Annotated in this window: 12 protein-coding genes; 8 read left to right on the top strand and 4 right to left on the bottom strand. The window is 51.1% G+C overall.

Features of this window, described 5'->3' with window-relative positions:
- Positions 1 to 27: 27 nt before the first annotated feature.
- The 3 genes from znuA to lpxM all read left to right on the top strand — a co-directional run bounded on the left by znuA (position 28) and on the right by lpxM (position 3405).
- Positions 28 to 948 (top strand): zinc ABC transporter substrate-binding protein ZnuA, encoded by a 921-nt coding sequence (gene znuA / locus IV04_RS06710; protein WP_037399984.1) that lies wholly within the window; start codon positions 28 to 30, stop codon positions 946 to 948.
- A 21-nt stretch (positions 949 to 969) separates the two neighbouring features.
- A complete protein-coding gene (gene mepM, locus IV04_RS06705) occupies positions 970 to 2292 on the top strand; it encodes a murein DD-endopeptidase MepM (protein ID WP_037398921.1) in 1323 nt (440 codons plus the stop codon).
- A 144-nt stretch (positions 2293 to 2436) separates the two neighbouring features.
- Positions 2437 to 3405, top strand: a complete 969-nt coding sequence (gene lpxM, locus IV04_RS06700; RefSeq protein WP_037398924.1) for a lauroyl-Kdo(2)-lipid IV(A) myristoyltransferase — start codon at positions 2437 to 2439, stop codon at positions 3403 to 3405.
- 96 nt (positions 3406 to 3501) lie between these two features.
- Here lpxM and IV04_RS06695 read toward each other — a convergent pair whose 3' ends face one another.
- The 3 genes from IV04_RS06695 to IV04_RS06685 all read right to left on the bottom strand — a co-directional run bounded on the left by IV04_RS06695 (position 3502) and on the right by IV04_RS06685 (position 6994).
- Positions 3502 to 4392: a leucine-rich repeat domain-containing protein gene (locus IV04_RS06695; RefSeq protein ID WP_037398927.1), complete on the bottom strand. Its 891-nt coding sequence runs from the start codon at positions 4390 to 4392 to the stop codon at positions 3502 to 3504.
- Positions 4393 to 4491: 99 nt separating this feature from the next.
- Positions 4492 to 5934 carry a pyruvate kinase gene (gene pyk, locus IV04_RS06690; RefSeq protein WP_037398929.1) on the bottom strand — a complete coding sequence of 481 codons (1443 nt, stop codon included), beginning with the start codon at positions 5932 to 5934 and terminating at the stop codon, positions 4492 to 4494.
- Between the two features lie 187 nt (positions 5935 to 6121).
- On the bottom strand, positions 6122 to 6994 hold the full coding sequence (locus tag IV04_RS06685; protein ID WP_037399987.1) for a MurR/RpiR family transcriptional regulator: 873 nt from the start codon (positions 6992 to 6994) through the stop codon (positions 6122 to 6124).
- A 352-nt stretch (positions 6995 to 7346) separates the two neighbouring features.
- Between IV04_RS06685 and zwf the strand changes: the two genes are divergently transcribed.
- The 5 genes from zwf to mdtI all read left to right on the top strand — a co-directional run bounded on the left by zwf (position 7347) and on the right by mdtI (position 12101).
- Complete coding sequence (zwf, locus tag IV04_RS06680; protein WP_037398932.1) at positions 7347 to 8822, top strand: glucose-6-phosphate dehydrogenase; 1476 nt, start codon at positions 7347 to 7349, stop codon at positions 8820 to 8822.
- Positions 8823 to 8962: 140 nt separating this feature from the next.
- Positions 8963 to 9604, top strand: coding sequence for a bifunctional 4-hydroxy-2-oxoglutarate aldolase/2-dehydro-3-deoxy-phosphogluconate aldolase (locus IV04_RS06675; protein ID WP_037398935.1), 642 nt, complete (start codon positions 8963 to 8965; stop codon positions 9602 to 9604).
- 170 nt (positions 9605 to 9774) lie between these two features.
- Positions 9775 to 10794, top strand: coding sequence for a glycosyltransferase family 9 protein (locus tag IV04_RS06670; protein ID WP_037398938.1), 1020 nt, complete (start codon positions 9775 to 9777; stop codon positions 10792 to 10794).
- Positions 10795 to 11416: 622 nt separating this feature from the next.
- The gene (mdtJ, locus tag IV04_RS06665) at positions 11417 to 11785 is read left to right on the top strand and encodes a multidrug/spermidine efflux SMR transporter subunit MdtJ (RefSeq protein WP_037399990.1); all 369 of its coding nucleotides are present in this window, start codon (positions 11417 to 11419) and stop codon (positions 11783 to 11785) included.
- Positions 11772 to 12101 carry a multidrug/spermidine efflux SMR transporter subunit MdtI gene (mdtI, locus tag IV04_RS06660; protein WP_037398940.1) on the top strand — a complete coding sequence of 110 codons (330 nt, stop codon included), beginning with the start codon at positions 11772 to 11774 and terminating at the stop codon, positions 12099 to 12101. The genes mdtJ and mdtI overlap by 14 nt, the downstream gene beginning before the upstream one ends.
- Before the next feature lie 156 nt (positions 12102 to 12257).
- Here mdtI and IV04_RS06655 read toward each other — a convergent pair whose 3' ends face one another.
- Positions 12258 to 12602 (bottom strand): RidA family protein, encoded by a 345-nt coding sequence (locus IV04_RS06655; RefSeq protein ID WP_037398942.1) that lies wholly within the window; start codon positions 12600 to 12602, stop codon positions 12258 to 12260.
- Positions 12603 to 12690: the final 88 nt, after the last annotated feature.

Raw genomic sequence — 12690 nt, 5'->3', positions numbered from 1 at the left:
TGTTTGAAAACGATGGGATTACTCATGATGATGCAGAAAAATAAATGGTTACAGCGTGCACTGCTTACCAGTGTGTTGATGATGGCCGGTCACGCGTCGGCGGCGGTAGTGACTTCAATTCGTCCACTGGGCTTTATCGCCTCAGCAATTGCTGATGGGGTAACGTCAACGGAAGTGCTGTTGCCAGATGGTGCCTCGCCCCATGACTTCGCTCTGCGCCCGTCGGATATTCAACGCCTGCGCGAAGCCGAACTGGTGGTATGGGTTGGCCCGGATCTGGAGGCGTTTCTGGCTAAACCGTTGACGCAGGTTGCTGCCAACAAGCAGTTATCGATTGCTGAACTGGCCAGCGTACAGCCGTTGCTGATGAAAGGTGACGACGATGATGAACATGAACACAGTGCGAATGAAAGTGGTCATGACCATCATCATGGTGAATATAATATGCATGTCTGGCTGTCGCCGGAGGTGGCAAAAGTGACTGCGATCGCGATTCACGACAGATTGTTGGAACTTATGCCGCAAAAGAAGGACAAATTAGACGCAAACTTGCGCCAGTTCGAGGATCAGCTAGCGCAAACCGACAAAAATCTTGTTAAGATGCTTACGCCTGTGCAAGGTAGGGGATATTTTGTTTTTCATGATGCTTACGGCTACTTTGAAAAACACTTTGGCTTGAGCCCGTTGGGCCATTTTACCGTCAACCCCGAAATTCAGCCTGGAGCGCAGCGCTTACATCAAATTCGAACACAGTTGGTTGAGCAGAAAGCAGTCTGTGTTTTTGCTGAGCCACAATTCAGGCCAGCCGTAATCAATGCCGTTGCCAAGGGTACCAAAGTGCGTTCTGGAACGCTGGACCCGTTAGGTAGCGGCATCGCACTGGGGAAAGACAGCTATGGAGATTTCCTGACAGCCCTGTCTAACCAGTACGTGAGCTGCCTGAAGTAAAGATCATAAGGATATTATTGAGTGCAGAAGATAGTCCGAACTATCGCTCTGGCGTATAACAATCTGCCTCGACCCCACCGCGTTATGCTGGGGTCGTTGACAGTCGTTACCTTGGCCGTCGCCGTTTGGCGGCCTTCGGTTTATCACCCAGAACATACCCCTATTGCTAAAAATGTTGAGTTAGAATCTAACCAGGTACGCTCTCTGGCACCAGAGGCCAGCGAACCCATAGATGTCGAACAGCCTACCCCCGATGATGACATCCCGCAGGATGAGCTGGACCAGAAGGTCGCCGGTGAAGAAGGTGTGCACGAGTACGTGGTTTCTACCGGTGATACGCTAAGCAGCATTTTGACCCAGTATGGTATCGAAATGTCGGACATCACCTTGCTCTCTTCGCAAAACCGCGATCTGCGTAACCTGAAGATAGGCCAGCAACTGTCATGGACATTGAATGATGCTGGCGATCTGCAGCGTTTGACTTGGGAGATTTCCCGCCGTGAGACGCGCACTTATGAGCGTGTAGGCAATGGCTTTAAAGAATCCAAGGAAACCCTGAAAGGGGAATGGCGTAACAGCGTGCTGAGCGGCCAGCTCAATGGCAGCTTTGTCAGTAGCGCTTCTGCGGCAGGCCTCAACCGGGCAGAAATTAATGCCGTGACCAAAGCGCTACAGTGGCAGCTCGATTTCCGCAAGCTGCGCAAGGGTGACCAGTTTGCCGTCTTGATGTCGCGTGAAGAATTTGATGGCAAAAGCGAACAAAGCCAACTGTTGGGCGTGCGTATGCGCAGCGGTGGCAAAGATTACTATGCGATCCGCGCCGAGGATGGCAAATTCTATGATCGTCAGGGCTCTGGTTTGGCGCGTGGTTTTATGCGCTTCCCGACCATGAAACAGTTCCGTATTTCCTCCAACTTCAACCCGCGCCGGTTGAATCCGGTCACTGGGCGTGTGGCACCGCATAGAGGTGTCGATTTCTCCATGCCGGTCGGCACTCCGGTGTTGGCAGTGGGGGACGGTGAAGTGGTTGCTGCCAAATACGGTAGTGACACCGGTAACTATGTAGCTATTCGCCATGGTCGCCAATACACCACCCGTTACATGCACCTCAAGAAGGCGCTGGTTAAGCCGGGGCAAAAAATTAAGCGTGGCGACCGTATCGGGCTTTCTGGTAATACAGGCCGTTCTACTGGCCCGCACTTGCATTATGAACTGTGGACCAACCAGCAGGCGGTGAACCCGGTTACGGCAAAGCTGCCGCGTTCCGAGGGTTTGAGCGGCAAAGATCGCAGCGACTATCTGGCGCAAGTGAAAGAAGTGGTGCCACAGTTGCAACTGGACTAGGATTTCCAGCCATTTTTGATTTGAACAGTCATCGGCCTGATTTTGGGCCGATACTTTTTTATATTGGCGCCCGTTCGGTGTAGCTTGCAAAATAATTGCCTGCAATTATGGCTATGCTGAGAGCGTTGAGTTAAGAGTTACCACATGCAAAACGAAAAAAAATCGAACGTAGAGTTTATTCCACAATTCCAGAAAGCCTTTTTCCACCCGCGTTACTGGGGAGTATGGCTGGGGACTGGGCTGATGGCGGGGTGTTCTCTGATCCCTGCGCGTATGCGCGATCCGGTTTTAGGTGCCATCGGTAAACTGGTTGGGAAAGTGGCTAAAAGTGCCCGCCGCCGTGCGCGTATCAACCTGTTTTATTGTCTGCCGGAAGTGCCGGAAAGCCAGCGTGAACATATTATTGATGAAATGTTCGCGACCGCTCCGCAGTCGATGATTCTGATGGCTGAACTGGCGTGCACCAAGCCGGAAAAAGTGCTTAAGCGAGTACGTTGGCATGGTGAAGAGGTGCTGGATAAGATTCGCCAGGAAGGCCGCAATGTCATCTTTTTGGTGCCACACGGTTGGGCGGTAGATGTGCCCGCCATGCTGATGGCTGCCCGTGGTCAACCGATGGCTGCGATGTTCCATAATCAGAGCAATCCGCTGGTGGATTATCTGTGGAATGCCGTCCGCCGTAAATTTGGTGGCCGCATGCATGCGCGCAATGATGGCATCAAGCCTTTTATCAGTTCGGTGCGTCAAGGGTACTGGGGCTACTATTTACCGGATCAGGACCACGGTGCTGAACACAGTGAGTTTGTTGACTTTTTTGCCACCTATAAAGCGACCTTACCAGCCGTGGGGCGTTTGATGAAGGTATGCCGGGCGGCGATTGTGCCATTGTTCCCGGTGTATGATGGTAAAACCAGCATGCTGGATATTTATATCCGTGAACCGATGGACGATCTGGCCGAAGCCGATGACAAACGCATCGCGCGCCGGATGAATGAAGAAGTTGAGAATCTGGTTGGCCCGAATCCAGAGCAATACACCTGGATCCTGAAGTTGCTGAAAACGCGTAAAGAAGGGGAGATTGAGCCTTACACGCGCGACGATTTATATCGCTAAGGACCTGCCAACACCCAGGCAACTGGCAGTATGACGGGTATAGACCTATTTGCTGAAAGCCGAAGGTTCGCCATTCGGCTTTTTGCTTTCTGCAATTTATAAATGAATCATACAGCCTTGTTGAATCAGGCGCTCGAGCACGTCGGGATAGTGACTAAAGTTATTCCAACGCAAATCCAGCCGACGCAGATTTTTCATTTTCACCATGCTCTGTGGCAGCGAGCTTAAATGATTAGCACGCAGATCCAACGAGACCAGCGAGTCCAGAGCACCAAAGTCATCAGGTAGTTGCGTCAGTTGGTTAAACCGTAGATTCAGCGTGGTTAGGTTTGGCAGTTGGCAAAACTCATCTGGTAGATGAGAGACAGCATTGTTTTCCAGATCGAGCGCCGTAAGGCTGTGGAGTTGCGCCACTGCGGCGGGCAGCGTTTCGATGCGGTTATTCATCAGATGCAATTCACGCAGTTGGCACAACAGGCCGATCTCTGGCGGGATGGCAGTAATTTGATTGTTGTAAAGACGTAACTCTTGCAAGGCATGCAGTGAGAATATGCTGGCCGGTATGGTGGTCAGTTGATTGTCGGTCAGGTTCAGGTAGCGTAGCGCCTGTAACTGCCTGATTGAATCGGGCAGATCGCTGAACATATTATCGCTCAGGTACAGATAGTGTAATCTGCATAGCGCACCTATCTCTTCAGGAACGCTCCTCGCTTGGTTATGGCCGAAATCAAACATCTCCAATTGCGTTAATAACCCAATCTCCGCTGGCAGCGAGGTGATCTTATTGCAGGAAATATTCAGCACCTTCAGATGACGATGCTTAACGATTTGCGCTGGAAAGGTTGTCAGGCTGTTGTTATATAAGCTGATCTTTTGCAGGGCAGTTCCTGAGAGATCCACTCCGTCAAGGTTTTCCAACTGTTGGCCATCCAGCTCCAGCACTTCGGGGGGTTCTGACCGTTGTTGCAGGTGATGTTGATGCAGCATGAAAAGCACTCCAGAGGCGATAGGGGGTTTTGGCGTAAAAAATGGGAAAACAAAAGGCCAGTCAGGTTTAGCCGACTGGCCTTGGAAGCGCTGGCGTAATTATTCTACGCGCAGAATTCGGGTGGTATTGGTGGTGCCAACGGTACCCATCACGTCACCTTGGGTGACCAGTACCAAATCGCCGGAAACCAGGAAACCCTTGTCGCGTAAGCGAGCAATGGCATCATTGGCGGCAACCACGCCGTCGCTGTGGCTGCCGAAATAGACCGGCGTAACGCCACGGTACAGAGCGGTCAGGTTCAGCGTATGTTCATGGCGAGACATGGCGAAGATCGGCAAGCCGGAGCTGATACGTGACATCATCAGCGCGGTACGCCCCGATTCGGTCATGGCGATGATGGCGGTTACCCCTTTCAGGTGGTTGGCCGCATACATGGTCGACATGGCGATCGCTTCTTCGATATTGTCGAACTGCACATCCAGACGGTGCTTGGAAACGTTGATGCTTGGGATTTTTTCCGCACCCAGGCAGACACGTGCCATTGCCGCGACGGTTTCGGCAGGATATTGCCCAGCCGCCGTTTCGGCAGACAACATCACCGCATCGGTACCATCCAGAACGGCGTTCGCCACGTCCATGACTTCGGCGCGGGTTGGCATCGGGTTGGTGATCATCGATTCCATCATCTGGGTGGCGGTGATCACGGCACGGTTCAGGGTACGGGCGCGGCGGATCAGTTTCTTCTGGATACCGACCAGTTCAGGATCGCCGATTTCTACACCCAGATCGCCACGCGCAACCATCACCACGTCGGAAGCCAGAATAATGTCATCCATCGCTTCGTCGGTGGCTACCGCTTCAGCACGTTCGACTTTGGAAACGATTTTGGCATTACAGCCAGCGTCGCGTGCCAGACGGCGGGCATAGTTCAGATCTTCGCCGGTACGTGGGAAAGACACCGCCAGATAATCGACGCCAATTTTGGCAGCGGTAATAATATCGGCCTTGTCTTTCTCGGTCAGGGCTTCCGCCGAGAGACCACCGCCCAGTTTGTTGATGCCCTTGTTATTCGACAACGGGCCGCCGACGGTCACTTCGGTGAACACTTTCATGCCCTGCACTTCGAGCACTTTCAACTGTACGCGGCCATCATCCAACAGCAGGACGTCACCTGGCACCACATCGGCAGGCAGACCTTTATAGTCGATACCCACTTTTTCCTTATCGCCTTCACCGATTGACAGATTAGCGTCAAGCAGGAATTTATCACCGACGTTAAGGAATATTTTGCCTTCCTTAAAGGTGGAAACGCGAATTTTTGGCCCTTGAAGATCGCCTAAGATAGCGACATGACGCCCCAGTTTGGCAGCAATCTCGCGCACTTTATTGGCACGAATCTGATGATCTTCTGCGCTGCCGTGGGAAAAGTTAAGCCGAACTACGTTGGCACCAGCGGCAATGATCTTTTCCAGATTATTGTCGCGGTCAGTAGCCGGACCCAGTGTGGTAACGATTTTGGTTCTTCTGAGCCGTCTGGACATGTATTACTCCGTTGACTGGTAAAGCCAATATTGGTGTTGCTAAACGTTAGGATAACGAAACTGGATGAGAACAGCTACTTTAGCGGGCAGATGTTTCACTCAGGCTATCCTTATGAGTGTAAAAGCACGGTACAACTTTAAATTCCGCCGTTTAAAATCTTGCCCTTAACTGCGGTTTTCAAATCCGTTATGAATCAAAACTGTTACTAATGACGATGTCTTTATCAAAGCGTGATTCTTTTAAAGCTTCTTTGACACGCTTCAAGTTATCTCTGAATTTAGCGCCTCGACGCAAAGTAAATCCGGTTGCCAGCACGTCGATGAGCGTTAATTGAGCAATTCGTGACACCATTGGCATATACACGTCGGTATCTTCCGGCACATCGAGTAGTAACGCCAGGGTAGCTTCTTTAGCCAGCGGAGTATCACGAGAAGTAATCGCAATGACCGTGGCATCGTTTTCACGCGCCAGATGGGCCATCTCAACCAGATTCTTGGTACGCCCGGTGTGTGAGATCAAAACAACAACGTCACCTTCCGCCGAGTTCATGCAACTCATGCGTTGCATCACGATGTCGTCAAAGTACACCACTGGAATATTGAAGCGGAAAAACTTATTCATTGCGTCGTGCGCTACTGCAGCCGAAGCACCTAGACCGAAGAAAGAGATTTTTTTTGCCTGGGTCAGCAGGTCAACCGCACGGTTGATCGCGGCGATGTCGAGATGGGTCTTTACCATATCCAGGCTGGCCATCACAGATTCAAAGATTTTACTGGTATAGGCATCGACGCTGTCATTTTCTTCTACGTTGCGGTTTACATAGGGGGTGCCGTTAGCCAGACTTTGAGCCAGATGCAGTTTAAAATCCGGGAAACCCTTGGTATCAAGGCGGCGACAAAACCGGTTAACCGTAGGTTCACTGACATCGGCCATCTTGGCCAGCCGGGCGATGCTTGAGTGAATGGCGGTTTGTGGAGAGGCTAGAATCACCTCGGCGACTTTCCTTTCAGATTTGCTCAGGAGTTCCAGATGGCTCTGGATTTTTTCCAGCGTATTCATATAACGAGAGTCACTCATAGGGTTTGTCGATTTCATTCAAAGGAGAAATCAATGTCAGATTTGGTGAAAATATACTACGTGCCGGTAAGTGTTGGCAGTGTCGACCAGGGAGAAGCTGGTTTTTTTCATCAGAACATGACCTGTGTCTAACTTTCATAATGGTAAAAGATCGTCAAAAAAGACAGAAAATTACAGATCCTTCTGTTACTGGCAGCCTTCGCGCCATGCCGGTGTTATCAACGCAGTTTATAGGGGTTTTTTCTGTTTTTTATCCGGGTTTACTGGCCGTAGTCAAAGAGAGTACATTAGTAATGTAAGAAAATTACAAATATCCTGCAACGAGGAGATGAACATGGCGGTAACCTCTACAGCCCAGGCATGCGACCTGGTTATTTTCGGCGCGAAAGGCGATTTGGCGCGTCGTAAACTGCTGCCTTCCCTGTACCAATTAGAGAAAGCCGGTCACATCCACCCGGATACCCGTATTATCGGGGTAGGCCGTGCCGAGTGGGATAAAGAAGCCTACACCAAGGTGGTCAAAGAAGCGCTTGGCACCTTCTTAAAAGAAGAATTGAACGAAGAGTTGTGGGCCACGCTGAGTGCACGCCTGGATTTTTGCAATCTGGACGTGAATGACAGTAAGCATTTTGCCAACCTGGGTAAAATGTTGGACCAGAAACATCGTACCACCATTAACTATTTTGCCATGCCGCCAAGCACTTTTGGCGCGATCTGCAAAGGGCTAGGCGAAGCCAAGCTGAATAAAGAGCCTGCGCGCGTGGTGATGGAGAAGCCGCTCGGTACCGATCTGGCCTCTTCCCGCGTGATCAACGATCAGGTGGCGGAATATTTTAACGAATGTCAGGTGTATCGTATCGACCATTATCTGGGGAAAGAAACGGTACTGAATCTGCTGGCTCTGCGTTTTGCCAACTCGCTGTTTGCCTCAAACTGGGATAACCGCACCATCGATCATGTGCAGATTACGGTGGCGGAAGAAGTGGGGATTGAAGGGCGCTGGGGCTATTTCGATCAGGCTGGGCAAATGCGCGACATGATCCAGAACCACCTGTTGCAGATCCTGACCATGATTGCCATGTCACCGCCGGCTGATTTGACCACTGACCGTATTCGTGACGAGAAGGTGAAAGTGCTGCGCTCGCTGCGCCGTATCAACCAGAGCAATGTTCGTGAAACGACCGTGCGCGGTCAATACACCGCAGGCTTTGTGATGGGCAAAAAGGTGCCGGGTTACCTGGAAGAGGAAGGCGCTAACAAGAGCAGCAATACCGAAACTTTTGTTTCCATCCGTGTGGATATCGACAACTGGCAATGGGCGGGTGTGCCGTTCTATTTGCGCACCGGGAAGCGTTTGCCAACCAAATGCTCGGAAGTGGTCGTGTATTTCAAAAATCCACCGCTGAACCTGTTCAGTGATTCATACCAGCAGTTGCCGCAGAACAAACTGACGATCCGCCTGCAACCGGACGAAGGGATTGAAATCCAGGTACTGAATAAAGTGCCAGGTTTGGATCACAAGCACCGTCTGCAAACCACCAAGCTGGATCTGAGCTTCTCGGAAACCTTTAATCAGGCGCACGTAGCGGATGCCTACGAGCGCTTGCTGCTGGAGACCATGCGCGGTATCCAGGCACTGTTTGTGCGCCGTGACGAAGTAGAAGAAGCCTGGAAATGGGTGGACTCCATTATGGATGCATGGAAAGCCGATAACGAAGCACCAAAACCTTATCAATCTGGGACTTGGGGCCCAGTGGCTTCTGTCGCGATGATCACCCGCGATGGCCGTTCCTGGAACGAGTTCGAATAAAGTATCTACCGGCAGCCTGTCTGCCGGTTTTTTTACCCCCGCTTCAGGCGGGCTAGCGGTACGGTCGGAATCCGCACTGATGCGGAGCCCTGTGGCAGGGGCGTGCCATACACAAACCGAAAGTAGTGGAGAGAATGACGATGAAAAACTGGAAAACCAGCGCAGAACAGATCCTGACGGCAGGCCCAGTCGTTCCGGTTATTGTGATCAATAAACTGGAACATGCGGTGCCGTTGGCTAAAGCGCTGGTTGCGGGTGGCGTACGCGTACTGGAAGTTACGCTGCGTACTGCCTGCGCGATGGATGCAATCCGCGCAATCGCCAAAGAAGTGCCGGATGCCATTATTGGCGCGGGGACAGTGATTAATACCCAGCAGTTGCATGAAGTCACCGAAGCCGGTGCACAGTTCGCTATCAGCCCTGGTTTGACCGATAGCCTGTTGAAGGCGGCGACCGCTGGCAGCATCCCGTTGATCCCAGGTATCAGCACGGTTTCTGAACTGATGCTGGGCATGGATCATGGCCTGCGTGAGTTCAAATTCTTCCCGGCAGAAGCCAACGGCGGGGTTAAAGCACTGCAAGCAATCGGCGGCCCATTCCCGCAGATCCGTTTCTGCCCGACCGGCGGCATCACGCCAAATAACTACCGCGATTATCTGGCCCTGAAAAGCGTGCTGTGTATCGGTGGTTCCTGGTTGGTGCCAGCAGACGCCTTGGAAAAAGGTGATTACGCACGTATTACCGAATTGGCACGTGAAGCGGTCAAAGGCGCTAGCGCGTAAACCGAGTTTTGTCTTGTCGATGCCAATCCAGCGTGATTGGCATTTTTTTACCCGCCGAATAGCACATCAAGCATGAATATAATTACAGGCACTCTCGGCGATGGTAATTTTAATTGTGGCTTGTTTGATTAGGCCTGATAAACGCAGTTTGCTTACTAAAGGGATGATTGATGAAAGTCTTACTAATTCGGCGAGAAAATATTGGCGATCTGATTCTGACGACCCCCTTGATTGCCATGTTGGCCAAAGAATATCAAGTCGACGTGCTGGTCAACTCGTATAACATGCCTGTGCTGGATGGAAATCCGCGTGTTAGCAACATCTATCATTACACGAAGTCGCATCATGAAGCGTCACTAAAAGCCAAAATTGGCGCGCTTGTGCACCGTTTGAAAACCACCTTTCAGATTTGGCGAGCAGGCTATGACGTTGCCATTATCGCCGGGAACTGGAACAAGAGAGCCCTAAGCTGGGCCCGGATTTCCAGAGCAAAACGCATTATCACGATCGGTGAGGATGCTCCTGCCATTGTTACCGATCGGCTCCCCTATATCCGTCAGCAAATGCATCTTGTTGAGGAGTTGGTCCAGTTAGCGAAACCCCTGAATTGTGAATCGCAACCCGGCAAGCTTGAGCTGTATCTTAACCCGGTGGAAATTGCAGAGGCGGCTAAAAGAATCGGTAATCAGAATGGGTTGCCAGTGTATGGCCTGCAAATCAGTTCGAGGAAAGCCAATCAGAGATGGCCGGTGGAGCACTTTATTGAACTCGCGCATCGCCTATCTAAACGCGAACGTTGCAAAATCATTCTTTTCTGGTCACCGGGTTCGAGCGATAACCCTTTGCACCCTGGTGATGATGAAAAAGCCGATTTGGTTGTCAGAAGTTGCAGTGATATCGATCTTGTTCCGTACCGAACCAACAATATACGTGAACTGATGGCGGGGATGGCGTTATGCGACCAGATCGTGACCAGCGACGGCGGGGCACTGCATATCGCCGCAGGGGTTGGTAAGCCGGTGATTGCTTTGTTTGGTACTAATGAGGGCTACCACTGGGGGCCTTGGCAAGTGCCATCGCGCGTGCTGGAAGCGATGGACAATCATGTCAATAACCTCTCTACGGATCAAGTCTATGAAAACTTTATTGATTTGAGAAGCGAGGTGCTGAGCCTCAAAAACGCCGGATAAGTCTCCTCCAGTAACGTTTTATTGCCTTAACGCGCTGGGTGCTCAAAAATGCTGTGCTGCCTGTTTTTAGCAGCCAGCGAATCAGGTTTCTCTGCTAGCACAGGCCGCTGAAACGCTAGCCTGCCGGGGAACAGACAGCGCGCTTTCTCTCATTTTTTAACCCATTAACATTCTTATTTTTAACCCATTTTTTGCTGATTGTTGTGAAAATGGCGGTTTGCTTTATCATTTTCACTATGGTAAAAATAACTCAGTTTAAAATACTGCATTGATGAGGATATTGGGCAAATCGCACGGTGTGCGGCTGAAGATAGAGAATAATTATGATGAAATTTAACGGAACCACCCTCAGAACATCTACTTGCCAACTTTTCCTTTCAGCGATCCTTGCCAGTGAACATCACTGGTGCAGCGAGCTATAGCGTCTTTTCCCCTTAACCGGTGCTGATGACAGGTTTTATCCCTGTTTACCTGGCGTAACCGGGCAAATGTTTTTACAGCATTAGGGTAGGTTTATCCCCAGGGATCTCTGCGCCTCAAGCGCCGCTGTGCGCCTGTTTAGCGAGATACATCGGGGTAAATACGCCTTAGCGTGCGCTATTCGCCGTTTGGGAGAAAAATGATGATTTATTGGATATTTTTAGGCTTTGCCATCGTTGCTGAAATTATCGGCACCTTATCTATGAAATATGCCAGCGTCAGTGGGGGCATGAGCGGGCATATTGTGATGTACGTGATGATTACCGGTTCCTATGTGATGCTGTCATTAGCGGTAAAACGCGTGGCGCTGGGCGTGGCTTATGCCCTGTGGGAGGGGATTGGTATTCTGTTTATTACGCTGTTCAGCGTGATGTTATTTGATGAGCCGATTTCTGCGTTGAAAGTGCTGGGGTTAGTGACCTTGATTGCTGGGATTCTGTTGGTGAAATCCGGTACCCGCAAAGCACGAAAACAGGTCAGCCCTCGAGGTGATCACCATGCAACAGCTTGAATGGTATCACATAGGGTTTTTGGCGCTGGCGATCGTACTTGAGATTGTTGCTAACATTTTTCTGAAAATGTCGGATGGTTTTCGCCGAGTTTGGCTGGGGTTGCTGTCTCTGCTTTCGGTGCTTGGGGCGTTCAGCGCGTTGGCACAGGCGGTTAAGGGGATCGATCTGTCGGTCGCCTATGCGCTGTGGGGTGGTTTTGGGATCGCCGCCACTATCGCGGCAGGTTGGATTCTGTTCGGGCAACGTTTAAATGCCAAAGGCTGGGTTGGATTGGCGTTGCTGCTGGTGGGTATGGTGATGATCAAACTGGCCTAAGAGTGAATGCCGCAGGTTTGATGACAACGTCGTCTTCAAGCCCGAGATACTCGGGTCTAGCGCACCGAGGGGCCGTTACGACCCCTTCGGCACGTTCCCCTAATAACGGGCTTTGTCAGTGATCTGAGCTGCAGGTTTAACGCCTGCGGCTTTTCGTTACAGCGCCGCGATAATTTTGATTTCGACTTTGAATTTCGGGTTCATCAGTTTAGCCTGCACGGTGCAGCGCACTGGCGCACTGCCTGCAACCACCCAGGCATCCCAGGCGGCATTCATAGCAGCAAAATCATCGCTATCAGCCAGGAAAATGGTGGCATCCAACACCCGGCTTTTGTCCGATCCCACACGAGTCAGCAAAATATCGATAGCGGCCAGCGCATTGGCGGTTTGCGCCATGGCATCCTCATCAAGGTTTTCCGGTACGCTGGTGTAATAAATGGTGTCATTGTGGATGACGGCTTCGGACCAGCGATGTGCCGGATCAATACGTTCGATATTCATTTAATTATCTCCCTATCAGCAATCGCACGAGGGTAACACAGCCACTGTAAAATGTGTGCGTTGATAAAGTCGATGGTAGCGACATGGC

The organism is Serratia sp. Ag1 (genome assembly GCF_000743355.1).
Taxonomy (GTDB): domain Bacteria; phylum Pseudomonadota; class Gammaproteobacteria; order Enterobacterales; family Enterobacteriaceae; genus Chania.
This window is presented reverse-complemented; position numbering and strand designations above follow the sequence as displayed.

Coding starts and splice junctions, on each gene's coding strand:
- znuA (WP_037399984.1), top strand. CDS start 28: ATGATGCAGAAAAATAAATGGTTACAGCGTGCACTGCTTACCAGTGTG.
- lpxM (WP_037398924.1), top strand. CDS start 2,437: ATGCAAAACGAAAAAAAATCGAACGTAGAGTTTATTCCACAATTCCAG.
- IV04_RS06695 (WP_037398927.1), bottom strand. CDS start 4,392: ATGCTGCATCAACATCACCTGCAACAACGGTCAGAACCCCCCGAAGTG.
- pyk (WP_037398929.1), bottom strand. CDS start 5,934: ATGTCCAGACGGCTCAGAAGAACCAAAATCGTTACCACACTGGGTCCG.
- IV04_RS06685 (WP_037399987.1), bottom strand. CDS start 6,994: ATGAATACGCTGGAAAAAATCCAGAGCCATCTGGAACTCCTGAGCAAA.
- zwf (WP_037398932.1), top strand. CDS start 7,347: ATGGCGGTAACCTCTACAGCCCAGGCATGCGACCTGGTTATTTTCGGC.
- IV04_RS06675 (WP_037398935.1), top strand. CDS start 8,963: ATGAAAAACTGGAAAACCAGCGCAGAACAGATCCTGACGGCAGGCCCA.
- IV04_RS06670 (WP_037398938.1), top strand. CDS start 9,775: ATGAAAGTCTTACTAATTCGGCGAGAAAATATTGGCGATCTGATTCTG.
- mdtJ (WP_037399990.1), top strand. CDS start 11,417: ATGATTTATTGGATATTTTTAGGCTTTGCCATCGTTGCTGAAATTATC.
- mdtI (WP_037398940.1), top strand. CDS start 11,772: ATGCAACAGCTTGAATGGTATCACATAGGGTTTTTGGCGCTGGCGATC.
- IV04_RS06655 (WP_037398942.1), bottom strand. CDS start 12,602: ATGAATATCGAACGTATTGATCCGGCACATCGCTGGTCCGAAGCCGTC.